Source organism: Lentilitoribacter sp. EG35, assembly GCF_040784015.1.
Taxonomy (GTDB): Bacteria; Pseudomonadota; Alphaproteobacteria; order Rhizobiales; family Rhizobiaceae; genus Lentilitoribacter.
Genome location: NZ_JBFNGQ010000003.1, coordinates 115,298 through 140,605 on the forward strand (window position 1 = coordinate 115,298; position 25,308 = coordinate 140,605).

The following is a 25,308-nucleotide window of genomic DNA, read 5'->3' on the forward strand; positions in this document are numbered from 1 at the left end:
CTGAGACCACACGTTGCAAGGCTTATCGGTTAGTTTGAAGTGAGCCGGATCATCCAACCATTAAACTGTTCGCAACAGTCAACGATATGGAGAACATCCAATTTTCTTCGCTGCAATATTGGGTACATCTTGCTGAATGTTTACGAAACCGGAAATGGTCAATTCCTTCCCATCGGCAACACATGACATTACCAGCCAATTTTTGTCACCCTCAACCTGAATATTGAATCCCTTGTCCACATTATTATCGATGTCATACGATATATAACTAAAGAGAGATTTTGAAATGAGGAAGGTATCAAGTGTCACACATTTTCCTGCAAAATCACGAGGGTTTTCTAACAAGTTTCTCCTAGAGATCTTTTTACAATTATTATTTTCCTCGAAGTTAAAATATTCAACTTCTTCAGGAGTAAAATAGTCCTCCACATTTGCATCTTCCCCCCAATCTAAGTCCTCCTCCAATGATGGAAATATGGAGTCATTCCTTGCAAAATCCGCTCCAAACACGGTGTTTTGAGCAGCAAAAATAGTGATTGCTGATCCGATAATCATTGGCAACAATTTATGTAAATTTCTCTTAAACAAAACTATCACCTTGTTACTGGTATTGGCTTGCTCGCATGTTCACCTATTGGAAAATAAGAATAGCCAAAGACCTTATTTCTTGCTCGATCATAAGTTATCCCGCCATCAGCCGCTAAAACGAAATCTCCATACTTCTTTTTTCCACTCCCGTTTAAGAGCGCAACAGACAACTCTGGTAGACCGGTTATTTTTGAATAAATTTTGTCCGCCGTTGCTACTTCATATACGAAAATCGGCAATCCATATTTCTTATAAGAACTTAAACTATTAATGCCCTTTTTACACACTGGCCCAACAGAGCGCATAACATAATCACCATCAAAGGTTTCACCTGTTTCATCAACCGAAGGATTGTAGCCCGACACTGAGTATTTTTCGACGACACGTCTTGAAGTTGGTATACCTTTAAATTTAACCCCGGCCCTTATCTTCAGATTTTCGAACTTCTTTTCCTTGGTAATTGGGTTAAAACTAAGCACGAATGAGTCAGCAGGCTTCTCATCAGTTATTGTATCGCTTGATTTGGTAGATGCGATTCCTACTTTTCCAAAACCTGGATTTTTTAAAGTTGATGAGCAGAAGAACTTAGCCTTAATTTTGCCATTCCTATCTTTCTGCAACCTGTAGATACCTTTTTTCACGACGACCAATCGCCCTTGAACAGGCTGACTAACCGCACCTCCATTGTTTAATGCTTGTTCAGCTACAGTTTGGCATCCTGCTGGAATTAATAGCGCCATAAAGAAAACTATCTTTTTCATTCTCACCCCCCTTTGATTCGCAATTTACAATAGAAATTTAAAACACCTCAATCAACTTATTTATGTGTACCATGCATCACTTGTGGATAAGCAGAACAACATGGGAGTAGCACTAAGTTCCGTGTCGCTACGTCGCCTCCCCTTATGGTTGAGTAGCAATTCGATAGGAATTTCATATTGAAAGAGGTGGAAAAAACATTGCCGCCAGAAATAGGCATAGTAGCAAAATGAAGTAAATTTTAAACACCGGCAGCATGGTAGCTTCGCTCCGATCAAACACACACCTATAAAGAATAAAGATGAAATGTGTCCCACTTCTTCGCGCCCTACCAGAAAGCGGGACACAAAATCATTGCAACATACTGAGAAATAAGGGGAAGAATTTTTAGCTGGTGCCCCCACACGGACTCGAACCGCGGACCTACTGATTACAAATCAGTTGCTCTACCAACTGAGCTATAGGGGCAACGATGTGGGAATTAGCATATTGATCGCGCATGTAAAGTAAAATTTCAATTTTTTTTCAAACAACTGTCGAAAAACTTGACCAGCGAGCTATATCGCGCAATTTTGGTGCTTCTAAATCTTAAGATTCTCCGTTGGAGATCAGGAGTATTCATTGAAAATAGCATTTCTTGCTTCATCGGCAAATCACGCGCAGGAGGCAATCAAACATCTTTCTGCGCTATATGGTAATGCAACTGTTGAGGATGCAGATGTTATTGTTGCGCTTGGTGGCGACGGTTTTATGCTGCAAACGCTGCATGACCAAATAAATACCGGACGCCTTGTCTATGGTATGAATCGTGGAACCATTGGCTTTTTGATGAATGATTACGATGACAAAAGCCTACCCGACAGAATTGAGGCGGCCGTGGCCAACACGATTCGTCCACTTATCATGCAAGCCACCAATGCTAATGGCGATTCGTTTACTGCACGTGCTATCAATGAAGTATCGCTTTTTCGTCAATCTTACCAAGCTGCAAAGATTAAAGTCGATGTGGATGGCAAAACGAGGCTGGAAAGCCTCATCTGCGATGGTTTGATGGTTGCAACACCTGCGGGCTCAACGGCCTATAATCTATCAGCGCATGGCCCCATCCTGCCGCTCGATGCCAAACTACTTGCGCTGACCCCTGTAAGTGCATTCCGCCCTCGCCGCTGGCGCGGTGCACTTTTGCCGGATAGTGCTGAAGTGACACTTGAGATTTTGGAACCATACAAACGTCCGGTAAATGCTGTTGCCGATCATCTGGAAGTTAAATCGGTCACGCAAGTGAAAGTTTGCCAATCAGTTGATCACACGGTGCAAATTCTTACCGATTCCAGCCATTCCTGGAATGATCGAATTTTAGCCGAGCAATTTTCGTACTAAGGTTTGAATCCACGCATTATTCGACCATAAGTCGCTTGGCGGTATGCTGCGTAATAAGCCTGTGAAAAGGCATAATGATCGCAAGGTAAGCTTTGCCGAAAACATTATGTGTCCGCACCCAAGTCGATAAAATACAGCCATTGTCGGATTTCAAAATCGATGTTCTGAAATCCAGGTGTTTATCATTATCTCCCAGAATGACTTCATCTTCTGAAATATAGCAAACTCGGAATACACCGATCTTATCGTCAATTTTCAAACTGTCTGGCATTTGATCCGGCGACACGCCAACATCACCTGTTTTGAGACCAAAGAGGCCGACGATTGCATTGCGCAACTGCATAAGCCGCGTAATCCATGATGGCATTTGCCCGAAAGCTTGTTTTGCTAACTGCTCTGCGGACATATGAGCACCAACAGAAGGCGCAAATACACAATCAATAAAATCCCCCTCGCCAACATACTCATTCAAACGGCTTGAAGCAGGTAACTGGACATAAGACACGCGCGGCTTGGGCATAAATTTCTCCTATATTTCATATCTAAGCCATATTCCTCAAATGTTAACTCGGCCAATTGCCGCATGGACTAAATCGATAAAAATTTAATAAAATCATACTATTAACCATTGATTTAGTACTTGCTTGTAGCCCGTATAATTTCGTCTAATAGTTTAGAAAATTTTAACCATGGAAGATCGCGAGTTAGTTAAGCGCAGTCTTCAATTGTATTGTGCAATATTGTCCGAGGAATTGTTAGTAATGGCAAAACTTAAACTCAACAGCAAAAATTTAAATGCAACCGATCTAAACGCATTAAGTGGGCTGGAAGGAGGGCCTTTGGGAACCTCACCTTATAAGGGCAGTGCAAGTTTGACCATTGCCGTATCTCCAGAGTCTTTCTCTTACGTGGTAAGCGCTCCGCGCGGGGGGACCCGAATTGAGGGTACTGGAGAGAATTTGATATTTGATGCACAAAACCGTCCGATTGGCGGCACGATTTTCACCATCAGTGGCTCAGATTATGATATCGGTGCGGGAACCTCCACAAATCGCAGCTACGAGATTACTGACATTTCTATTGATGCTTCCGAGGTACTCAGCGGAACCTTTGGCACCGCAGTATTTCAAGGGAATGATGAAGTCGAAATCATTCTAGATGGGAAAAGTGGTACAGTTGGCAGTGGTCTGCCAAGCAGCAGCAGTTCCGTAAGCGCCTCTGGTGGCGATGACTACATTAAACTGGACAGCATACCAAACTATAGGGAAATAGAGTTTGGAAGTATAAATATAGACAGCGGCGCGGGATCAGACACAATAGAATTGGCAACTAACCTTCCCAGACAGAAAGTAGTCAATGTCACTACAGGTGAAGGTAAGGATTCCATCATTATCAATTTCGATCCTGTAAATGCATCGCCAAGAGCTATAACAGAAATAGACAACGTCGCGGTGCAATTCATTAAAGACTTTGATATCAATAACGACAGCATCACTTTACCTCCACTCTCCCCCAATGATAGCTGGAAATGGCAAGTAATAGACGTAGATGGTTCAGCCGAAATTCGTGCACAAAAACTGGACATAAATGGACTAGCTAGTGGAGAAATTGGCACACGAATTATCGTTGAAGGTGTGACTGCAAATCAACTTGATTTGATCGATACACCACCACCCACCCCAACGGGCCCAGTGTTTGGCACCGATGATCCTGACGCGCTCACAGGCGATGCAACAGATAACATCTTTGTAGGCCTTGGTGGTGATGACGCGATTATCGGGCTTGCAGGCAATGATGTCCTCATCGGTGGGGATGGCAATGATAGCTTGGATGCTGGTGATGGTAACGACCAGTTATTTGGCGAATTTGGCGATGACACGTTATTTGGCGGTGCGGGCGATGATGCTTTGTTTGGTGGCCTTGGCAATGACTTCCTTGTTGGCGATGCTGATGGGACAAGTGGTGTAGACGGTATCTTTGGCGGCGAAGGAAATGATGTGGCATTTGGTGGCCTAGGTGCTGATTATATTGAAGGTGGCGCAGATGATGATAGCCTCTTCGGTGAAACTGGTGCTGATGTAATACTTGGCGGTACCGGCAACGACTTCATTGATGGCGGCACCGAGAACGACGTTATTAGCGGCGGCGAAGGAAATGACATCTTGCTGGGCGGCCTTGGCGATGATGAAATTCGTGGCGACGATGGTGATGATAGTATCCTGGGCCAAGAAGGAAATGATACCATTTTCGGAGGCTTTGGCGTTGATACTATTGATGGCGGAGACGGCAACGACAACATCTTCGGTGAGACCGGTGCCGACACGGTCTTCGGCGGGCTAGGCAATGATACGATCTATGGCAATAGCGGTGATGATAATATCTTTGGTGGAGAAGGTGATGACAGTCTCTTCGGAAACACTGAAAACGACACGATATTTGCAGGCGCTGGTAATGATTCACTGGCTGGCGGCACAGGAAATGATGTGCTGTTCGGTGAAGATGGGAATGACACATTTACTGCCGGTTCTGGCATTGATGTCATCAATGGTGGCGCTGGTATCGATACACTAACTATCGGGCCGGAAGACGGGCAAATCTTCTGGCAAGATTTTGAGAACGGAACGGACAGGATCTCATTTGGATTGGGTGTGAACAAAGATAACTTTTCAAGCAAAGTTACGATTGCATCCACAACAGACGGTAATTCAACGCTGATCACGTATGATAACACTCAGTTATTCCTAGAGAATGTGGATGCGAGCTTGATTGACGAGGAAGATTTTAATCTTAGAGATATGCCCGAGCCAGATGTCTTTGTCTGATTGGCAACCACAATAAAAATGCCCTGCTCTAATGGGCGCTTTTGCCATTTGCATGTAAACGCTATCAGTACTTGCAAACTTATATTCATCGCAAACGAAACAGCGATAAACACGGTGAACGGCAAGGGTGAATTGCAATCATCCTGATTTAAATAACGTGCATCTGCAATTTGCCATAATTTGCAGATGCATTTCATTTAAAACACTTATATAAAAGGCCTATGAATAAAAATGTGGCCTATATTTTTCAGGTGATTCTGGCTGTTATTTGCTTTAGCCTGCCCAGTATGGCTCAGGAGCAAAAGCTGCTACGCGTTGGCATTGTTGCACCTGATGATGGTACCCTGTCACTTCTGGGCACTCAGTTACGTGCTGGGTTTTATATACATGAGCAACAGTTCATTGATAATCCGCCGACATTTGAATTCGTCGAAGAAGCCGAGATTTGTGAGCCGGAAGCAGGCGCAGATATTGCCTATTCACTGGAGGAGGCGCGAGTTGACATTGTTGTTGGGTTCTTTTGTGTTGAAAGCCTATCCGCCGCCCTACCCGTTTTACAACAAATTAATGTCCCCGTGATCAATATCAATATTCGCTCTGACATTGTACGTGATGAAGCTGCTCGCCTTGATTTACCACTATTTAGCCTTGCACCGCGCGCGAGTGATCAAGCCAAATTTGCATCCCGCTACATTATCGATAATTGGGGTGATAAATCTGTCGCGCTGATTGAGGATGGCACGATTAGCAATCGTGAACTCGCAGATGCTATTCGCTTGCAACTCGATGATGGCGGCTTTCAGCCCATTGTGCTGGATAATTTTCGCCCAGGTCAAGAAAAGCAATTTGGCCTTGTCCGACGTTTGGGCCAATCCAAAATCACACACGTCTTTGTTGGTGGCTCACGTCTTGATACGTCCATCATGGCTCGTGATGCTGCATCCATAGGCCTTGAATTTACGTTTGCAGGCGGAGATGCTTTGCGTGCTGCCGATGAAGGTCTTAAATTACCAAATGGTACAATTGCTATATTGCCAGACATCAAAATGTCTGGCGACAATGCCATTGCCGCGCGCGCAGCGTTCGATTCAGCTGGTATTTTTCCAGACCGCTTCCCCATCCTTGGTTATGCCACCGCAGAAATTATGAACCAGCTTGCACAGGTAAACGATGATGATCTATCTGAAAGCCTCAAATCCACCGAATTTAAAACAATCATTGGACCCGTGACCTTCAATCAATTTGGCGAACGCCAGGAAAGCGTTTTCAATGCTATGATATGGCAGGACGGGCGTTTTGTCGAAGAGGTTAGCAATTAATGACATTTAAAGCAGGTGTAAAAAACCTCATTACCGATGTCGGTGGACTGCGTGTTGGCAATGCTGGCGATAACAAGTTGAAATCTGGTACAACCGTCATCTTATGTGATGAACCAGCCGTTGCAGCCGTGCAGGTATTAGGTGGCGCGCCTGGCACTCGTGAAACGGACCTTTTAGAACCACATAACACCGTGGAAACCGTTCATGCGATCACATTATCCGGCGGGTCGGCTTTTGGTTTAGATGCGGCTAGTGGTGTACAAGCTTATTTGCGTGAAAAATCCATTGGCTTTGAGGTCGGCGAGCATAAAATCCCCATCGTGCCGAGCGCAATTCTTTTTGACCTGATAAATGGTGGCGATAAAGACTGGGGCACATACCCACCCTATCGCGAACTTGGTTTTAAAGCAGCAGAAAATGCATATATCGATTTTGATATTGGGTCCGTCGGTGCAGGGTTAGGAGCACTCACAGCAAACATGCGCGGTGGCCTTGGCTCCACCTCATCTGTCACAGAAAGCGGACTAACAATAGGCGCACTATCAGCGGTCAATCCTATGGGTGCAGTGACAATTGGAGATACGAGACATTTTTGGGCCGCTCCATTTGAGATCGACAATGAATTTGGTGGATTGGGCTATCCTCAACCAATACCGGACAATGCAACTGACTTGCAAATAAAGTTTCGAGAAACGCAACGCGGTGGCGCCAACACAACAATTGCTGTTATTGCCACCGACGCGATCTTAACAAAAGCACAGGCAAAACGACTAGCAATTTCTGCCCATGATGGTTTTGCACGTGCTATTTGGCCAAGTCATAATATTTATGATGGAGATCTTGTTTTCACCCTTGCAACAGGAACATCTGGCAGGAAACCAAATCCAGATGAATTTATCGATCTGTGTGCCGCAGCAACAAGTACAATGGCACGCGCCGTAGCACGAGGTGTATATGCAGCCGATGCAAAACCCGATGATATTCTACCAAGTTGGATCGAATTTAAGTGATCGCCTTACTCCTACAAAGCATCTTATGGGGCATTGCTATGGCAATGTCTGCTACAGTCTCACTTTGGTTCTCGAATGATTTACTGACGAGCCACTTGACCATAATTCTCTTGATGTTTTTCACGACAAGCATTGTCGGTTATATGCTGGCAATGCTGGCGGTCAGACTATTTGTAAATACAACGAGATTTGAAACCCGTTTTGCAGGTTACTTCTTGTTCCTCATCATCATGACAATTGGCTGCAATGCGCTTTTTTATTGCCTCAGCTATTGGTCTTTTTATAGCCAATGGCACGCTCCAATCTTAAGTCGCACATGGGTTTGGCAATTCTTCTTCACAAATATTGGGGCACTTTATCAGTTTGCTGTTCTCGGCCTGTTACTTTACCTCCCGTTAGGTTTGATTTTTCTCACGATCACATCATACCTCAAAGCAAAGCCCATTCACTTGCAGAACCCATAAAAAAGGCGCCACATTTGATTGTGGCGCCGATGATATTGTTTTCAATTATGAGATTAGCTGAGGCCTAGAACTCATCCCAGTCGTCTGCATCATCTGCGGGAGCGGTTTTTGCAGAAAACGCTGCGGCCACTTTGCTCACCATTGATTTTGCTGGTGATTGTTTTGGCGCATGGGATGCAGAGGCTGCCTGTGGGGCTGAACTATTGGCAGGGGTTGATCTCGCAGGAGCTGATTTTACAGGGGCTGATTTTACAGGCGCAGCACTTTGTGTCACCGAACCAGAAACAGCAGATTTCGTTGTGGCAAATGATCCAGACTTTTCGCCCAATGTAAAGGTTCCGACAAGGCCAGCCAGATTTTGAACATCTCCAGCCATCTCCTGCGTAACCGCCGTATTTTCCTCAACCATCGCCGCATTTTGCTGTGTAACCTGATCCATGGAATTCACAGCACTGTTAACTTCCTGAATGCCCGAAAGCTGCTCTGCTGCACCTTGTGAAATGGTTTCAATCTGTGCGTCAATCTCAGTGACATGTTCAGAAATCTTGGCAAGTGCTTCGCCCGTTTGTTGAACCAGCTGCACACCATTTGCCACTTCATCACCAGATTTGGTAATAAGCTCTTTGATCTCTTTAGCAGCATTGGCCGAACGCTGAGCAAGTTCGCGCACTTCCTGAGCAACAACTGCAAAGCCTTTACCCGCCTCACCCGCACGGGCAGCCTCTACACCCGCATTCAATGCAAGTAAGTTTGTCTGGAAAGCAATTTCATCAATCACATTGATGATATTTGAAATATCACCAGATGCTTTTTCAATGCCTTCCATTGCCGTAACGGCATCAGAGACAACAGCACTGGATTTTTCAGTATCGCCGCGTGCATCCTTGGCTTTGGTTGCAGCCTCGTTTGCACGTTCTGATGTCTCTTTAACGGTCGCTGTGATCTCATCAAGAGCAGCAGATGTTTCTTCCAATGATGCGGCTTGTGTTTCCGTACGCTGAGATAGATCATTTGTCGCTTTACTGATCTCGGTAGAATTATCACGAAGGCCAGTTGTCACATTGCTAATTTGACCAAGCGTTGCACTCAATTTGCCAACAGAGGCATTAAAATCAGTCCGCAAGCGATCAAGATCACCATCAAATGGGGTATTAAGCGTTACGGTCAGATCACCTTCTGAAAGGCGTGTCAGACCACCTGCCAACGCTTCAACAGCTTGTTGGATCTTCGCAGCATCTTGCGCTTTAGCTTCCTCGCTTTGCTTGCGCTGCTGTTCAGTCATAGCGCGATTTTCTTCGCCCTCTTCCTCTAAACGTTCCTTTTCAATGGCAGCATCACGAAAAACCGATACAGCTTCAAACATCTCACCAATTTCGTCATTGCGATTAGCGCCGTCTAGTTCGATGCTTGTATTCCCGCTCACAAGCTCCTTCATATTGTCAATCACGTTTGCAATAGGTTTAGTAATTGAGCGGGAGAACATAAACGCGGCCACAAGCGCTGCGCCCAATAGGACAAGTGCCATAACAGCGATAAGATTACGTAGATCTGTAATGCCCTGTAACATTTCATCTTCTTGAATAAGAGCGGCAACAATCCAGTTCTGCTGCAAAAAATCAACTCTGGCTGCAGAAACTTGGTAGACTTCACCTCGGAACTCCGGAATTTGACCTACCGGTTGATTAGCAAAACTTTCTTCCAAAACTCGTTTTGAAAGTGGAAGTTTAACTTTCAGGGATTCGTTCTCTTCTGTCTTCTGAGAGTCAGAAATCAATGTACCATCTGATTTTAACAGAAGCGTTTCGCCCGTCTCGCCCAAACCGGTCACATTGCGCATAATCTGACCAATAATGTCATTTGGCATTTGAAATACCAAGACACCCACCAATTGATCACCTTTTACGATTGACTTACCGATAAAGGCTGCTGAAGCACCATAGGATGGGGCATAAGGATTGTAATCATCAGCAACAATATCTGTAGCAGAATTGTTTTCAATTACTTTCTTATAAACATTTGCCAGACCTGAATCTTTCCATTCACCAGTGTTCAGGTTGGTCGCAAAATCAGCTTCTTTAAAAACTGAATAAATTACGTCACCTTCATTATTGATGAGAAAAATATCGTAATATCCCCTCTTCTCAAGCAACTCACGATAATATGGATGTGTTTGTTTGTGTGAAGCATCATAACCATCGATTCCGGCCGTATCGAGCTTGTGTTTTTCTCCGGTTGGATTCGGGTTGTCCTTTATATAACGCTTTTGAAGTTCTGCCACCTTGTTATCTCCAGGAAGGAAATTCCAGCCAAAACTTAGTGCACCGATAGAAGCTGAAGCTTTCTCATCTTGCGCGGTATTAATGAGATCATTTTCTATGGATTTTAAATAGGTCTCAACCTGATTCCGCCGACCATCAGCAACAGCCTGGAGCGTTTCAGACGATTTTTCTTGTATTATATTTGAACTAACAACCAGGCCAGCCATGCTAGCGGCGCCAACGGTTACGATAGTTAAGATTGCAGCAGCAATGGGTAACTTGCGCGAGATTTTCATGACGTGTTCTCCCCAACGACATTTTTATATGAAATCATGAACAATAACGTTCTTAGGTGCGCATCATGCTAATCACGGTGAAGAGATCCCATTGATAAAAGTCTCATTAATTAAAAAACAAAGCGTTAATTACAAGTTCTCTCTCACGGCTTGCGCTCACGATTAAACAACCCACAATTGCTTCCCAAACACACTTTCTCTACAAAGTTAATAATCAGCATGAATTATCGTCTTGAATAACATAAGCAAATTCCAAAATATGGCCTTTCCAGAGCATAACAAAATAAAATGTAATTTAGATTATCTTTCTTCAATAAAAATGTAGAAAGGCGGATTTTGGAGGTGCGAGTGATTGATTTGCGCAGTCTGAGCAGCTAAACGAGGCGATATATTTACATATTAAAGTTCCAAACATGAGAAACATCGTATGATCGAGCGCTATTCCCGCAAGGAAATGACTGATATCTGGTCGCCACAAAGTAAATTCCGCATTTGGTTTGAAATTGAGGCTCATGCATGTGATGCGCTTGCGGACTTGGGTGTCATCCCGAAATCCGCAGCAGAGACCATTTGGGCAAAAGCTGGTGAAGTTGAATTCGATGTCGCGCGTATTGATGAAATTGAAGCGGTCACCAAACATGATGTGATTGCGTTTCTAACGCATCTGGCAGAAATTGTGGGTGATGATGCGCGCTTCGTGCACCAAGGCATGACATCATCTGATGTTTTGGATACGTGCTTCAATGTTCAGCTTGTCAAAGCGACAGATCTTCTTCTTGCTGATATGGATCGCTTGCTTGCAGCGCTGAAAAAACGAGCGTTTGAACATAAAGACACAATCACCATTGGCCGTAGTCATGGTATTCATGCTGAGCCTACTACATTTGGCGTCAAGCTTGCTCAAGCCTATGCTGAATTTGAGCGCAACAAGAAACGCCTTGAAGCTGCGCGTGAAGATATCGCCACTTGTGCAATTTCCGGTGCAGTTGGGACATTTGCAAATATTGACCCAAGTGTTGAAGAACATGTCGCCAAGTCTCTGGGACTTGCCTCTGAACCGGTCTCAACACAAGTTATCCCGCGTGATCGTCATGCCATGTATTTTGCGACACTGGGTGTGATCGCGTCATCTATTGAACGCCTTTCGACCGAAATTCGCCATTTGCAACGCACTGAAGTTCTGGAAGCAGAAGAGTTTTTCTCACCGGGTCAAAAAGGCTCGTCAGCGATGCCGCATAAACGCAACCCGGTTTTGACCGAAAACCTGACGGGTCTTGCACGTATGGTTCGTTCCTACGCCCTGCCCGCGATGGAAAATGTTGCCCTATGGCATGAGCGCGATATTTCCCACTCGTCTGTCGAGCGCATGATTGGCCCTGATGCCACCGTTACGCTCGATTTTGCGCTAAACCGCCTTGCTGGTGTTATGGAAAAACTACTTGTCTACCCTGACAATATGATGGCTAACATGAACAAATTCCGCGGTCTTGTGCATTCGCAGCGCGTTCTTTTGGCTTTGACACAGGCCGGTCAATCTCGCGAAGATTCTTATCGCCTTGTTCAACGCAACGCGATGAAGGTTTGGGAAGAAGGAAAAGACTTCCTCACAGAGTTGCTGGCCGATGAAGAAGTAACAGCTGCACTTGATGAAGAAACAATTCGCGAGAAATTTGACCTTGGTTATCATACCAAGCATGTTGATACGATCTTCACTCGTGTATTCGGCGAAAGCTAAAAGTTAGAGCCCTGCGTCTAGAAGTCGCTTCATTCTCTGGAGCGTCTTCCCGCAAAGTTTTTCGCACGGAATGCCGTCTCTATCTCTATCGCGTGCAACATCGCCACATTGTTTGAGATGAAAATAGGCCTCTGTGCAACTTTGCATTCTGCCACATGTTTTTCGTTGTCCGCAGGAATACTCTTGCGCAAATCCTAGTGATGAGGATAGAAGAACAATAACGGTGACGATTACTTTATTCATCTTCAAAGTGTAATAAATTTTTAAATTCGCGCAAGAGTATATTTAATGAAAGCAGCTGAGGCAGATATCTTAATTGTACCGGGGTATAAAAACTCTGGCCCCGACCATTGGCAAAGTCGGTGGGAAGAACGCATTAAAACTGCGCGGCGCGTAGAACAGGATGAATGGTCAAAGCCCGTTGTTGAAGACTGGACGGCTCGTATGGCCGAAGAGGTTAATAAATCCACCCGCCCCGTCGTCATTGTTGCTCACTCTTTAGGTGTAGCGGTTGCTATCCAAGCCATACCACAATTTGAAAAGCAGGTTGTTGGTGCCCTACTCGTAGCCCCGCCCGACGTGGCAAACCCGAAGATACGACCTAAACACCTGATGACATTTGGACCATACCCGCGTGATCCGCTACCCTTTCCTTCCATCGTAATAGCAAGCCGGAACGATAGTTTTTCAAGCTTTGAAGCGGCAGAGGATATTGCAGGCGCATGGGGCTCTATGTTTATTGATGCCGGTGAGCGCGGACATATTGATGATGCAGCAGGTCACGGGCCTTGGCCGGAAGGCTCTCTAACCTTTGCGAAGTTTATGCAAGGTCTTTAACGAGTTAATCGCACGCAAATTCATTTCAAAAAACGCATGCAGTAACGCTTTGATAACCATATCATAGCTCTTTTTTTACTTTTACCCGATACGTTCCAAGTCAATATTGAGTATGTGTAAAGTGTAATATGTATGCGTAAAGAACGTAGAAGTTTCGTGGAGATTTTGGGTGCAACTGCGCCAAAGCGACAACCGCCCCTTTTCCGGTCAAATGCACGTGGCTTTGGCACCACAGATACTTTGCCTCAAGCCACGCGTCCATTTGCGCAAGCCGAAGATGCGCATATGAATGCGACCGTTTACCGCCAAAGTAAGCCCATCTCACATTCATCTGATTTCTATCTGTTGGAAGATACCAAGAGCCGTGCGGGTAGTTCTTATAAACAGACCGATTATGTTGTCGTCACGCGTGAAAAATCTAGCGATACATCACATATCGGCATGGTGGCGCGGCGCTTACGATAGCTTGAACCGTACTATGATTACTTTTATCTGTCGCTCAAACCCAACTAGTGATCAGATTTCGAGAGCATAAAATATCCGAAAGAAAACGCTATTTCAGTCAAGATTGCCAACCAAATACCCAACCCGACAGCGCCACGAATATACTCAAATATGCCCATCATTGCTAAGCCAGCCATCATAATGGCCAAGCCAAGACAAAGTGTTTTCCGTAGGTTCGAAGCAGCGGTATTGCGAGATTGAAAGGTTATAAACGCAAGGCCTAAAAACAGCATGCCAGCGCGCCTAGACATAAGATCGGCATTATCATTTCCGATAATGCCAAACACCCAGTAAATAAAATCTGGAACAAGTAATAAACTTAGAAAAAGAATGAAACACAGCCCTGCGGCAAGAATACTTACCAGAGAATAAGACAACTTCATCGCTTACACCTAATTATCTACAAATCGTTAGGCATAGTTGGGCCAACAATCATATTTATGCAATGTGACATAAACGCATGGTTTTTTAATTACTAGCGCTCCGAAAGAGCAAGTTTTACACTCAAATAGCCAAATGTTGCTGCAAAAGATGCTTTCAACCACTTCATGACACGTGGTTTGGAAATAACAAAATCTCGCATATAGGCTGAAAACGCGCCATAAAGTACAAAGACGGCAAATGTCATAAGCATAAAGACCAGAGCAAGTTGCATCATAGCTTCAGTGGCTGTTGCACTTCCTGCATCAATAAATTGAGGTAAAAATGCCAAGAAAAATAACGAGAGCTTTGGGTTCAGTGCGTTAATCATGGCACCGTGCATAGCTGTTTTGAAATGTGAACGTTGCTTCTCATCGGAATTTATATCCATCGCCCCTCCCTCGCGCAAAATACTCCACGCCATATAGAGCAAATATGCAGCGCCCAAATATTTGATCACTTGAAATGCAACCGCGCTGGTGTGGAAAATTGCAGCGAGACCGATGATGCTGGCAATTGCGGCAGGCAATATGCCCAACGTGCAGCCAAACGCCGCGGCGACGCTGGCACGAAATCCACGTGCTAAGCCTATGGTCATTGTATAAAGGACACCAGTCCCTGGCAATAAAACAACAACCAATGATGTAATTAGAAATTCAAAGCTCATTAAGCTGCACCCTGTCTATTTTGTTACCTGCTACTAGATACAAAAAAACCACCGCATGCAATTTAATACATACGGTGGGTTCTGAATTTTGATTTTAACCTAATCGTTTGTGATCTGCTCAGCGGCAACATCCAAAAGCCAGATCATTTTATCGCGAATATCTTCATCGCTAACTTCGGCGCTGGAGGCATCGATATCAGCTCGGATTTTACGAAAAACATCTTCATCGCCAGCTTCTTCAAAATCAGACGCGATCACTTCCTTTGCATAGGCATCGCCATCTTTACCCATAAGCTCTGCTGCCCAGTGGCCCAGCAATTTGTTACGGCGTGCTTCAATTTTAAATTTAGTGTCCTGATCATGTGCAAATTTATTCTCAAATGCATTTTTACGATCATCAAAAGTACTCATGCAATGCTCCTTCGCGCTTACAACTTATTCGGCATTCTTCAATTCTGTTGCCCTATATGTGGGCTTATTGCACGACAATTGGAAGACTTACACAAAGATTTTTACATCAATTCACATCAATTGTGGCTAAAGACGAAAAAGCAAGGGCAAAACGTTGTATATATATATGTTATCCGTTAGACAGCGATTAAACAAACCCTGAAATACCACACCATTTTGCCAGCTGGTTCTGGCGCACCTATAGAGATATCCATGAAAAATAGACGTCGTATTTACGAAGGCAAGGCCAAAATATTATATGAAGGTCCTGAACCTGGAACACTCATCCAGTTTTTCAAAGATGATGCCACTGCTTTTAATAAGAAAAAGCATGATATTATTGATGGTAAAGGTGTGTTGAACAATCGTATTTCTGAATATATTTTCAATCACTTGAACCGTATTGGCATTCCAACACACTTTATCAAGCGCATGAACATGCGTGAGCAATTGATCAAACAGGTTGAGATTGTTCCGTTGGAAGTGATTGTGCGCAACGTAGCGGCTGGCACCATGTCAAAGCGACTTGGTCTTGAAGAAGGTACTGTTCTGCCACGTTCAATCATCGAATTTTGCTATAAAGAAGACTCGCTTGATGATCCGCTGGTTTCTGAAGAGCACATCACAGCTCTTGGCTGGGCAAGTCCGCAAGAGATCGATGATATCATGGCGATGTCTATTCGTATCAATGACTTCCTATCTGGCCTTTTCGCAGGCGTTGGCATCCGGTTGATTGATTTTAAGATCGAGTTCGGTCGTCTCGTAGAAGATGGTCAAATGCGCATTGTCCTAGCTGATGAAATCTCACCTGATTCTTGCCGCTTGTGGGATGCTGCAACAGACGAAAAATTGGATAAAGATGTTTTCCGCAGAGATCTTGGTGGTCTTGTTGAAGCTTATCAGGAAGTTGCAAAGCGCCTTGGAATTTTGAATGAAAACGAAGCACCTCGCCCGACGGGTCCGGTGCTTGTTAAATCAGACAATGATGATTGATCGGGAATAGAGACACATGATCAAAGCACGAGTAACCGTTACACTTAAAAACGGCGTTTTGGACCCACAGGGAAAAGCCATAGAAGGCGCATGTTCTGCCCTTGGATTTGAGGGTCTGGACAGTGTTCGCCAAGGTAAAGTTTTTGACCTTGAACTTGAGGGCGATGACAAGACGAAAGCCAATTCCGAAATTGAAGCGATGTGTGAAAAGCTTCTTGCCAATACAGTGATTGAAGATTACGCAATCGAGTTCAAATAACACATCAAAAGGGCTGTTTTTCGGCCCTTTTTCTATTGAACGACTGGTTCAATCAGCCATTTGTTTTACTTGTTAAATTAGTTTCTAAATTTCAGGAATTTTTGATGAAAACAGCAGTTCTCCAGCTTCCCGGATTAAATCGTGATCGCGATATGATCGCAGCTCTGACAAAGATTTCAGGCAATGCACCGCAAACTGTATGGCAAACAGAAACATCGATTGATGATGATATTGATCTGATCGTCATTCCCGGCGGGTTTTCCTATGGTGATTATCTGCGCTCCGGTGCTATCGCGGCGCGTATGCCCGTTATGAATGCAGTGATTGCGCAAGCCAAAAAAGGCAAACGCGTAATCGGCGTTTGCAACGGCTTCCAAATCCTTGTTGAAACTGGCCTCCTGCCCGGCGCATTAATGCGCAACGCCTCGCTAAAATTCGTTTGCAAAACGGTAAAACTTGAAGTTTCAACCACCAACAGCGTGTTCACATCAGGCTATGATAAAGGCCAGATAATTGACTGCCCTGTGGCGCACCATGATGGCAACTACTTCGCAGATAGTGCAACATTAAAAACACTACAAGGTGATGATCGCATCGCGTTTCGCTATGCCGATGGCACAAACCCGAATGGATCAATTGACGATATTGCAGGCATATTAAACCAGGATCGCAATGTACTTGGCATGATGCCGCATCCTGAAAATCTGGTAGAAAAAGCTCATATCAATATAAAAGACGGCAGTGAGGATGGCCGCGCCCTGTTTGAAAGCGCGCTAAACCTCATATCTGCTTAAACTGGACCTCGACACTTCCATGACCGTAAATAATACACACCCTATTACCGAAGAATTGATCGCCTCTCATGGCCTAGCGCCAGATGAATATGAGCGCATTCTCGAGCTTATTGGCCGTGAGCCCACTTATACCGAGCTTGGTATTTTCTCTGCCATGTGGAACGAGCACTGCTCCTATAAATCATCCAAAAAATGGCTTCGTACGCTTCCCACAACGGGCGATCGTGTGATCCACGGTCCGGGTGAAAATGCTGGTGTCGTCGATATTGGTGATGGCGAATGTGTGATTTTTAAAATGGAAAGTCATAATCATCCGTCTTACATCGAACCTTATCAAGGCGCGGCCACGGGCGTTGGTGGTATTTTGCGTGATGTATTTACCATGGGTGCCCGTCCGATTGCTGCCATGAATGCCCTCAGGTTTGGTGAGCCTGATCATGAACGTACTAAGCACATTGTTTCTGGTGTTGTGTCTGGTGTTGGTGGATACGGCAACTCATTCGGCGTGCCAACAGTTGGAGGCGAAGTCGAATTTGACGCGCGTTACAATGGCAATTGCCTTGTAAACGCATTTGCTGCGGGTATTGCAAAAACAGATGCGATTTTCCTTTGCAAAGCAGAGGGTGTGGGCCTTCCAGTTGTCTATCTCGGTGCAAAAACAGGTCGTGATGGTGTTGGCGGCGCAACGATGGCGTCTGCGGAATTTGACGAAACGATTGAGGAAAAACGCCCTACTGTGCAAGTCGGCGATCCTTTCACTGAAAAATGCCTACTCGAAGCCTGTCTTGAACTTATGCAAACTGGTGCCGTGATTGCCATTCAGGATATGGGTGCTGCGGGTCTAACTTGTTCTGCCGTTGAAATGGGTGCGCAAGGCGACCTTGGTGTTGAACTTTATCTTGATCAGGTCCCTGTTCGCGAAGAACAGATGTCTGCCTATGAAATGATGCTGTCAGAAAGCCAGGAGCGCATGCTCATGGTGCTTGATCCATCTAAAGAAGATGTTGCAAAGGCGATTTTCGTTAAATGGGGTCTGGATTTTGCCATCGTTGGTAAGACAACTGATGACCTTCGTTTTCGCGTTTTCCACCAAGATGAAGAAGTTGCAGACCTTCCGATTAAAGACCTTGGCGATGAAGCACCTGAATATGATCGCCCATGGCGTGAACCGGGCCTTTACTCACCGCTGGAAGCGGACCAAGTTGCCCAGCCGGATGATTATGGCATGGCATTAATGTCTATGATTGGCTCGCCGAACCAGTCTTCACGCCGTTGGGTTTGGGAGCAATATGACACACTTATTCAAGGCAATTCGGTGCAAATTCCGGGCGGAGACGCTGGTGTTGTGCGTGTGGACGGTCATGAAGACAAGGCGCTTGCCTTCTCATCTGACGTTACACCACATTATTGCGAAGCGGATGCCTATGAAGGCGGTAAGCAAGCTGTGGCCGAATGCTGGCGCAATATCACCGCCACGGGTGCCGAGCCGCTTGCATCAACGGATAATCTGAACTTTGGCAATCCCGAACGACCTGAAATTATGGGGCAATTTGTCAAAGCTATTGAGGGTATTGGCGATGCATGCCGCGCACTCAATTTCCCGATCGTATCTGGCAATGTTTCGCTTTATAATGAGACTTTTGGGGAGGCAATCTTGCCAACACCAACCATTGCCGGCGTTGGACTTTTGGCGGACTGGCAACAGATGGCAAAGATTGCCGGCGCAAATGACGGCGATGCGGTGATTTTACTGGGTGCTGATGGCACACATTTGGGTCAGTCAGCCTATATGCGCGATATCTTGGGCGAAACAGCTGGTCCCCCACCATCGGTTGATCTGGCTGAAGAAAAGCGCAACGGCGATTTTGTTCGTTCTGCCATCAATAATGAACAAGTCACATCATGCCACGATATTTCACAGGGCGGACTTGCGCTTGCATTGGCCGAAATGTGTATGGCTGGTGATTATGGGATGGATATCGACATCTCCAATATTGAAACGCCAACACACGGAATATTATTTGGCGAAGACCAAGCCCGTTATGTGATCACGGTTTCACAAGAACTCGCGCAATTTTTGATAAATAATGCTTGTGAGATGGGCGTTCCAGTTCGAAACCTTGGTACAGTCTCAGGTGATGAGCTTATTATCAAGAACGTCTTGTCACTTAGCGTATCAGAAATGAAAAAAGCGCATGAAACCTGGTTTCCTGAATATATGTCGTAATTTCAATAAATTAGACATAAATTTGAACAAGTTTGGTATTCCTTTTTTCAATTTGAAAGATAATTTGTCTTGCTTTTGACATATTTTCAGCATATCAGACTGTCATCGACTTCTGACGGACTACTTGACTTTTCGCCCATGAATATGACGCGCACTTTTCAGGCATTTCTAATAATTCGACCACCGGGAATATGATCTGAATTCTTCAAATCATCCCAAAGTGCAATTCATTGGTGAAAGGTAAATACCATGAACACAGGAACAGTAAAATTCTACAACAGTCAAAAAGGTTTTGGCTTCATTCAACCTGAAGATGGTCAGCAAGACGTTTTCGTTCATGCAACAGCTCTAGAACGTGCTGGCATTAGCGGTCTAACAGACGGTCAAAAAGTTTCTTTTGACACTGCAGTTGATCAACGCAGTGGCAAAACTGCAGTAGACAACATCTCTCTATTGTAGTCTGCAGTTGGTGCTTTAGAGCATCATGTAGGTATTTTAAACGGCGATGCTTTTGCATCGCCGTTTTTCGTTTAGGGTTGTGTTTTTGATGAATAGTTTGAAATCGAACCTAAGCGCATTGCTACAGCACTTAAGCAGCGGTTCGCTTTCCGCGTTTTGCCAAGTGATAAAATTTTCTAAGCGAAATCAATGCAATTGCGATTGCCAGATAGGCAAGTGGCTCTGCCGCCCATGTCTTTTTAATCATGACATAATGCAATGCTGCCAAAATAACCGCCGGATATACAATAAGGTGCAGCTTTTTCCACCCTGCGGCCCCTAACCGCCGGATTGAAAATCCGTTAGATGTCACAGCCAAAACAAACAATAATAGAAATGAAGCGATACCAATCGTGATGTAGGGCCGTTTAATGATGTCGGTTACAATCTCACCCCAGCGCAACTGCTGATCAAGCAACAGATAGGTCGTAAAGTGTGCAACAACATAGCCAAAGGCGACAAGCCCGATGGTGCGACGATATTTAATCAGATTGAGTTTGAAAAAGCGCATTAACGGGGTGATACAAAGACCCAAGATCAGAAACTTTAGTGCCCATTCACCCAAGCCATTTTCAAGCGCCTTAAGAGGGTCCGCACCAAGCTGATTGTTCACCGCTTGATAAAACAACCATATACCAGGCGCAAAGCCCAATGGGTAAAGGAGCCAACTCGGCATTTTTGTCCAGATTTTATGCTGCGCCATAATAGATTAGAAATTCTTGGCCAGATCCATACCCGTATATAAAGACGCGACTTGCTCTTCATATCCGTTGAACATCTCCGTATCACGTTTTTTGGCGAACAATCCCGAACCGATAATGCGTTCGGACTTTTGGCTCCAGCGCGGATGATCAACATTTGGGTTCACGTTGGAATAGAACCCGTATTCGCTCGGCCCTTGAATATTCCAAGTTGTTGGCGGCTGCTCTTCGGTAAACGACATACGAACGATGGATTTGATGCTTTTAAAGCCATATTTCCACGGCACAACCAAGCGCACCGGCGCACCATTTTGATTTGGCATTAAGTCGCCATAAACCCCAACAGCCAGTATAGTGAGCGGATGCATGGCCTCATCCATACGCAAACCTTCAACATATGGCCAATCCAACCCGCCAAAGAGTGAGTTTTGGCCATTCATTTCCTCAGGGCGAACGAGTGTTTCGAATGAAACATATTTTGCACTGCCCTGCGGCTCATATGCCTTAATCACATCAGCAAGCGGAATACCTACCCACGGGATAACCATTGACCAAGCTTCAACACAGCGAAGACGATAGATACGCTCCTCCAAATCAAATTTGGTCATGAGATCTTCAATATCAAGCTCAGATGGCTTGTTAGTCAAACCATCAATCTTAATGCTCCAAGGCCGTGTTGTCAGCGCACCGGCGTTTTTGGCCGGATCATCTTTACCAGTTCCGAATTCATAGAAATTATTGTAGGATTTGATATCTTCCAGCGGGTTAGGCTCGTCGGAAATTGAAAAAGGACTGCCTTTACTAAACTTAAGAGTATCTTGCGCTTGAACAGATGGTGACAATAAACTGCCGCCCGCCGTTGCTATAGACGCAGCACCTGCCATTTTCATAAATTCGCGACGATTGAGAAAGTTTGATTTTGACGTAATTTCAGATGGTGCGGGTTGCGGAAAAATATAGCGTTTCATCATAGATATCCTTGATTTTCACTATTGATACGTCTCTTACTTTTTTAGTTCAATACACGATGGTTGCACCTGCTATCAAATTATAGTGAGCTTATTCCCTCCCGCAAAACTTTGAATATCTTGGATGATTCCATCTGGCTTACATTAAAACGCATAAAACTGGCCATGGATTGGGACGTGCTGAATACATTTCCCGGTGCCAGCACGATGTTCTGCCCCATTGCAAATCGTGCCAATTTTGCCGAATCCACGCCCTCTGGCAACTGACACCAGAGGTAGAAGCCACCCCTTGGCATTAGCCACGGCTCGATGCCAATCGCGCTAAGCTTATCCGCAATTTCATGTCGTTTTTTATCAAGGCGGGTGCGTAGACCATCCAGATGTTTTCGGTAGCTGCCGTCACTTAATGTTGCATATATTAACTCGCTGGCAACGGGACTTGAACCACCAAAATTTATCGCTATTTGCAGATCGATTAAACCGTCCACCCAGTCGGGACGGGCTACAATATATCCACAGCGCAATGAGGCTGAAAGCGTTTTTGAAAAGCTGCCAATCCGAATGACGCGTTCCAAACCATCCAAGCTTGCCATTCGCGTTGAAGGCTCCGGCTCAAGGCTCGCAAAAATATCATCCTCGACAATGATAAGATCGTGAGCATCGGCAAGACTGAGAATCTTATGCGCAGTTTTTGGCGACAGGGTCAGACCCGTTGGGTTTTGTAATGCTGAATTGGTTAGATAAAGACGAGGTTTGTGCGCGATCAAAGCTTGTTCGAAGGCAGGCAGGTCTGGTCCATTTTTTGTAAGCGGAACAGCGATGATATTGACCTGATGGGCACGCAGTAGAGCTTGAAAATTGAAATAGCACGGATCATCAACCAAAACGGTATCCCCTGCTCTCAGCAAAAATCTACAAATAAGATCAATCGCTTGCGTTCCAGATGGGGTGAGCAATATTTTCTCGGGATCGACAGATAGACCCTCGTCTGAAAATTGCCGAGACAGCCAACGTCTTATGTTTTGTGATCCGTGAGTTTGGCCATAATTGCTCAATATCTTGTCATCTGCACGCGAGAGTTTTCGCATGGCCTTACGTATGGAGCTGTTCGGCATCCAATCAGCAGGCAACCAGCCGCAACCTGGCTTCAAGGCGTGCCTATCAGACCCCAGTGACTGGCGAGAAACCCAAAATGGATCAATTGCTCGATCAACCTGTGGGCTCACCTCGGTAATATCAAAAGGCTGCACCAGATCAGCAACATAAAAGCCAGCCCCACGGCGAGCATATATCACACCGTCTGCGACCAACTGATCATACGCATCGACGACCGTTGACGGTGATACTTTTAATGTTTGGGCAAGGTTTCTAATCGAGGGAAGCCGTTCTCCGACACCCAGAGATCTGCTGGCTATCTGGCTGCGAATTATCTCACAAACCTTAGCTGCTCTTGTGAGCGTGCGCGTTGATGTGTGCGTTTGTATATTCATTAGGTCCCAAATGTGTATTACACAGTTTAACAGTACAATTTTCAATTATTGTACTGCTTTGTATCTGTTTTGCCTAGTCCAAACCATTTATGTTCTCACTGTTATTGGAGGAGCGGCATATGAAATTAGCGGGATGGGGAAGCGGTTTTCTCGGGATGATTATTTTTAGCGGCTCACTGCCTGCAACACGCGTTGCTGTTGGTGGTTTCGAACCATTATTCCTAACCTCAGCAAGAGCAGTTATTGCTGCGCTACTTGCCGCCGGTCTTTTACTGGTGCTCAAGCAGCCAATTCCACAACGCAAGGATATTGTATCTCTAACCATTGTCGCAATTGGCGTTGTAATAGGCTTTCCCCTTCTTACAGCGCTTGCGCTTCAGTCCGTTACCTCTGCACATTCAACTGTTTTCATCGGATTACTTCCCTTTGCAACGGCACTTTTTGCTGTTGTTCGCGGCGGCGAGCGGCCAAAGGCAATATTCTGGCTCTTTTCCGTTGCGGGCAGCGCTCTGGTTGCAGGCTTCGCATGGACCCAAGGTGCAAATGGCTCAGTTGAAGGAAACCTATATATGGTAGCTGCAATAATCGTCTGCGGTTTAGGCTATGCAGAAGGGGCTGCCCTATCGCGCCGTCTTGGCGGATGGCAGGTGATATCGTGGGCGCTCCTTTTGGCATCTCCCTTTATGGTTATCTTAGCCTTAGCAAATCTGCCAACCACTTTTAATGGCATTAACACGCCTGTTTGGCTCGGTTTGGCGTATGTATCCGTGTTTTCAATGTTGATAGGATTTGTTTTCTGGTATCGTGGCTTAGCCATTGGCGGCATTGCTGGCGTAAGTCAATTGCAGCTTCTACAACCATTTTTTGCGCTGGCATTGGCAGGGTTTATTTTGGGCGAAACCGTGGCCCTATCGATGATTGGTGTAACAATACTCGTTGTCAGCTGTGTTGTCGGCGCCAAACGCTTTACATAATGCTCCGACAATTACGCTTGAACAAAATACCTATTTCATTTTCTGTCTCATTTGATCTTCCAAATGGATGACCAGATCATCAGGCAATTGAAGCATCATGGTTAAGTCCGTCAAATATTTGTGCTCCTCAGCATTATCAGGATCGATTGCCAAGCGAGAGGCAAGATAGACTTCACTTGCTTGTTCTAGCCCGTTTGACATTGCAGCAATTTGCGAGACGCTCGGCGGATTTTGCAATGTATCGAATACCAACACTTTATCCGCTGGCTCCAGTTCCAACCGATTAACAGCCTCAAAAATATTTGCTTGCTCATCCTTATCAATATGACCATCGGCGTTAGATGCTGCAATCATTGCTTTGATAAGTGCTATTTGAAAAGGCTGGCCATCCGCACCAACATTTTGCACCGGGTCAAAGCTTGCTTGCTCAATGGACGGCGGATTGCTTGGAGGGATAATTTTTGTGGAGGCATCGCCACCCGTGGGGCTAACTGATTGGGGCGCATCTCCTGATTTCCAGTTTTTATACGCATTAAAGGCGACAGCACCTAACACAGCAGCGCCACCCAGCCCCACCGCACCACCGGCCATTTTGCCAACAGTTTTGCGCATTTTCTTATTACCGACAAGAACACCAAGTAGTCCGCCCGCAGCCAAGCCACCCAAAGCACCACCAGGTATTTTGTTCCCCAGATCGCCTAATGTATCAGTGATGTTTTTCCGGTCTGTGCTTTTTTCATTTTGTCCGCCACCCAAAAATTGATTAAAAAGCTGATTGAGGCTCATTACGTTCTCTCCATATTAAATTTATATATGCCTGATCTGGGTATATAGACGCTAAAATCCAAGATGTTGGAACGGCGATTTTCATTAAACTTTCGTAAGGTTACACTCG

Annotated in this window: 26 protein-coding genes, 1 tRNA gene and 1 pseudogene; 15 read left to right on the forward strand and 13 right to left on the reverse strand. The window is 45.2% G+C overall.

Annotation, left to right across the window (positions count from 1 at the left end; genetic code table 11):
• Positions 1–78 precede the first annotated feature (78 nt).
• From AB2J24_RS06885 to AB2J24_RS06895, 3 genes are all read right to left on the reverse strand, one after another.
• Complete coding sequence (locus AB2J24_RS06885; protein ID WP_367384937.1) at positions 79–588, reverse strand: hypothetical protein; 510 nt, start codon at positions 586–588, stop codon at positions 79–81.
• Positions 589–593: 5 nt separating this feature from the next.
• Positions 594–1,349, reverse strand: coding sequence for a hypothetical protein (locus tag AB2J24_RS06890; protein WP_367384938.1), 756 nt, complete (start codon positions 1,347–1,349; stop codon positions 594–596).
• 390 nt (positions 1,350–1,739) lie between these two features.
• Positions 1,740–1,815: transfer RNA gene (locus AB2J24_RS06895), tRNA-Thr, on the reverse strand.
• Between the two features lie 153 nt (positions 1,816–1,968).
• On the opposite strand from AB2J24_RS06895, the gene AB2J24_RS06900 reads away from it, so the two are divergent.
• Positions 1,969–2,727: an NAD kinase gene (locus AB2J24_RS06900; RefSeq protein ID WP_420883631.1), complete on the forward strand. Its 759-nt coding sequence runs from the start codon at positions 1,969–1,971 to the stop codon at positions 2,725–2,727.
• 16 nt (positions 2,728–2,743) lie between these two features.
• Here the strand turns inward: AB2J24_RS06900 and AB2J24_RS06905 are convergent, their stop codons facing one another.
• A complete protein-coding gene (locus AB2J24_RS06905; protein ID WP_367384939.1) occupies positions 2,744–3,247 on the reverse strand; it encodes a DUF2867 domain-containing protein in 504 nt (167 codons plus the stop codon).
• 241 nt (positions 3,248–3,488) lie between these two features.
• On the opposite strand from AB2J24_RS06905, the gene AB2J24_RS06910 reads away from it, so the two are divergent.
• From AB2J24_RS06910 to AB2J24_RS06930, 5 genes are all read left to right on the forward strand, one after another.
• On the forward strand, positions 3,489–5,549 hold the full coding sequence (locus AB2J24_RS06910; RefSeq protein WP_367384940.1) for a calcium-binding protein: 2,061 nt from the start codon (positions 3,489–3,491) through the stop codon (positions 5,547–5,549).
• A 221-nt stretch (positions 5,550–5,770) separates the two neighbouring features.
• The gene (locus AB2J24_RS06915) at positions 5,771–6,868 is read left to right on the forward strand and encodes an ABC transporter substrate-binding protein (RefSeq protein ID WP_367384941.1); all 1,098 of its coding nucleotides are present in this window, start codon (positions 5,771–5,773) and stop codon (positions 6,866–6,868) included.
• Positions 6,868–7,878 (forward strand): P1 family peptidase, encoded by a 1,011-nt coding sequence (locus AB2J24_RS06920; protein WP_367384942.1) that lies wholly within the window; start codon positions 6,868–6,870, stop codon positions 7,876–7,878. Before AB2J24_RS06915 ends, AB2J24_RS06920 begins: the two co-directional genes overlap by 1 nt.
• 38 nt (positions 7,879–7,916) lie before the next feature.
• A complete protein-coding gene (locus AB2J24_RS06925; protein WP_162651601.1) occupies positions 7,917–8,342 on the forward strand; it encodes a hypothetical protein in 426 nt (141 codons plus the stop codon).
• 203 nt (positions 8,343–8,545) lie between these two features.
• Positions 8,546–8,704, forward strand: a complete 159-nt coding sequence (locus tag AB2J24_RS06930) for a pentapeptide repeat-containing protein (protein WP_367385168.1) — start codon at positions 8,546–8,548, stop codon at positions 8,702–8,704.
• Between the two features lie 74 nt (positions 8,705–8,778).
• Here AB2J24_RS06930 and AB2J24_RS06935 read toward each other — a convergent pair.
• Positions 8,779–10,896 (reverse strand): annotated as a pseudogene (locus AB2J24_RS06935) (methyl-accepting chemotaxis protein); the annotation flags it as partial.
• A gap of 427 nt (positions 10,897–11,323) precedes the next feature.
• On the opposite strand from AB2J24_RS06935, the gene purB reads away from it, so the two are divergent.
• On the forward strand, positions 11,324–12,631 hold the full coding sequence (gene purB / locus AB2J24_RS06940) for an adenylosuccinate lyase (RefSeq protein ID WP_367384943.1): 1,308 nt from the start codon (positions 11,324–11,326) through the stop codon (positions 12,629–12,631).
• 3 nt (positions 12,632–12,634) lie between these two features.
• Here the strand turns inward: purB and AB2J24_RS06945 are convergent, their stop codons facing one another.
• A complete protein-coding gene (locus AB2J24_RS06945) occupies positions 12,635–12,874 on the reverse strand; it encodes an excalibur calcium-binding domain-containing protein (RefSeq protein ID WP_367384944.1) in 240 nt (79 codons plus the stop codon).
• A gap of 45 nt (positions 12,875–12,919) precedes the next feature.
• Here AB2J24_RS06945 and AB2J24_RS06950 point away from each other — a divergent pair, with 45 nt between their 5' ends.
• Both AB2J24_RS06950 and AB2J24_RS06955 read left to right on the forward strand, forming a co-directional pair.
• Positions 12,920–13,468, forward strand: a complete 549-nt coding sequence (locus tag AB2J24_RS06950) for an RBBP9/YdeN family alpha/beta hydrolase (RefSeq protein WP_162651605.1) — start codon at positions 12,920–12,922, stop codon at positions 13,466–13,468.
• A 132-nt stretch (positions 13,469–13,600) separates the two neighbouring features.
• Positions 13,601–13,933, forward strand: coding sequence for a hypothetical protein (locus tag AB2J24_RS06955; RefSeq protein WP_162651606.1), 333 nt, complete (start codon positions 13,601–13,603; stop codon positions 13,931–13,933).
• A 44-nt stretch (positions 13,934–13,977) separates the two neighbouring features.
• Here AB2J24_RS06955 and AB2J24_RS06960 read toward each other — a convergent pair whose 3' ends face one another.
• The 3 genes from AB2J24_RS06960 to AB2J24_RS06970 form a co-directional block, all read right to left on the reverse strand.
• Positions 13,978–14,355: a hypothetical protein gene (locus AB2J24_RS06960; RefSeq protein ID WP_162651607.1), complete on the reverse strand. Its 378-nt coding sequence runs from the start codon at positions 14,353–14,355 to the stop codon at positions 13,978–13,980.
• Positions 14,356–14,447: 92 nt separating this feature from the next.
• Positions 14,448–15,059: a LysE family translocator gene (locus AB2J24_RS06965; protein WP_367384945.1), complete on the reverse strand. Its 612-nt coding sequence runs from the start codon at positions 15,057–15,059 to the stop codon at positions 14,448–14,450.
• 99 nt (positions 15,060–15,158) lie between these two features.
• Positions 15,159–15,470 carry a DUF1476 domain-containing protein gene (locus AB2J24_RS06970; protein WP_162651609.1) on the reverse strand — a complete coding sequence of 104 codons (312 nt, stop codon included), beginning with the start codon at positions 15,468–15,470 and terminating at the stop codon, positions 15,159–15,161.
• A 252-nt stretch (positions 15,471–15,722) separates the two neighbouring features.
• Here AB2J24_RS06970 and purC point away from each other — a divergent pair, with 252 nt between their 5' ends.
• From purC to AB2J24_RS06995, 5 genes are all read left to right on the forward strand, one after another.
• Positions 15,723–16,502: a phosphoribosylaminoimidazolesuccinocarboxamide synthase gene (gene purC, locus AB2J24_RS06975; RefSeq protein WP_162651610.1), complete on the forward strand. Its 780-nt coding sequence runs from the start codon at positions 15,723–15,725 to the stop codon at positions 16,500–16,502.
• A 16-nt stretch (positions 16,503–16,518) separates the two neighbouring features.
• Complete coding sequence (purS, locus tag AB2J24_RS06980) at positions 16,519–16,761, forward strand: phosphoribosylformylglycinamidine synthase subunit PurS (protein ID WP_162651611.1); 243 nt, start codon at positions 16,519–16,521, stop codon at positions 16,759–16,761.
• Between the two features lie 104 nt (positions 16,762–16,865).
• Positions 16,866–17,555 carry a phosphoribosylformylglycinamidine synthase subunit PurQ gene (purQ, locus tag AB2J24_RS06985; protein ID WP_367384946.1) on the forward strand — a complete coding sequence of 230 codons (690 nt, stop codon included), beginning with the start codon at positions 16,866–16,868 and terminating at the stop codon, positions 17,553–17,555.
• A gap of 19 nt (positions 17,556–17,574) precedes the next feature.
• A complete protein-coding gene (gene purL, locus AB2J24_RS06990; protein ID WP_367384947.1) occupies positions 17,575–19,782 on the forward strand; it encodes a phosphoribosylformylglycinamidine synthase subunit PurL in 2,208 nt (735 codons plus the stop codon).
• A gap of 249 nt (positions 19,783–20,031) precedes the next feature.
• Positions 20,032–20,241, forward strand: a complete 210-nt coding sequence (locus AB2J24_RS06995) for a cold-shock protein (protein ID WP_162651614.1) — start codon at positions 20,032–20,034, stop codon at positions 20,239–20,241.
• Between the two features lie 130 nt (positions 20,242–20,371).
• Here the strand turns inward: AB2J24_RS06995 and msrQ are convergent, their stop codons facing one another.
• The 3 genes from msrQ to AB2J24_RS07010 all read right to left on the reverse strand — a co-directional run bounded on the left by msrQ (position 20,372) and on the right by AB2J24_RS07010 (position 23,439).
• Complete coding sequence (gene msrQ / locus AB2J24_RS07000) at positions 20,372–20,983, reverse strand: protein-methionine-sulfoxide reductase heme-binding subunit MsrQ (RefSeq protein WP_162651615.1); 612 nt, start codon at positions 20,981–20,983, stop codon at positions 20,372–20,374.
• A gap of 6 nt (positions 20,984–20,989) precedes the next feature.
• Positions 20,990–21,949: a protein-methionine-sulfoxide reductase catalytic subunit MsrP gene (msrP, locus tag AB2J24_RS07005; protein ID WP_367384948.1), complete on the reverse strand. Its 960-nt coding sequence runs from the start codon at positions 21,947–21,949 to the stop codon at positions 20,990–20,992.
• Positions 21,950–22,029: 80 nt separating this feature from the next.
• Positions 22,030–23,439 carry a PLP-dependent aminotransferase family protein gene (locus AB2J24_RS07010; RefSeq protein ID WP_367384949.1) on the reverse strand — a complete coding sequence of 470 codons (1,410 nt, stop codon included), beginning with the start codon at positions 23,437–23,439 and terminating at the stop codon, positions 22,030–22,032.
• Positions 23,440–23,558: 119 nt separating this feature from the next.
• Here AB2J24_RS07010 and AB2J24_RS07015 point away from each other — a divergent pair, with 119 nt between their 5' ends.
• The gene (locus AB2J24_RS07015) at positions 23,559–24,413 is read left to right on the forward strand and encodes a DMT family transporter (RefSeq protein ID WP_162651618.1); all 855 of its coding nucleotides are present in this window, start codon (positions 23,559–23,561) and stop codon (positions 24,411–24,413) included.
• Between the two features lie 30 nt (positions 24,414–24,443).
• Here AB2J24_RS07015 and AB2J24_RS07020 read toward each other — a convergent pair whose 3' ends face one another.
• On the reverse strand, positions 24,444–25,199 hold the full coding sequence (locus AB2J24_RS07020) for a tellurite resistance TerB family protein (protein ID WP_367384950.1): 756 nt from the start codon (positions 25,197–25,199) through the stop codon (positions 24,444–24,446).
• Positions 25,200–25,308 lie beyond the last annotated feature (109 nt).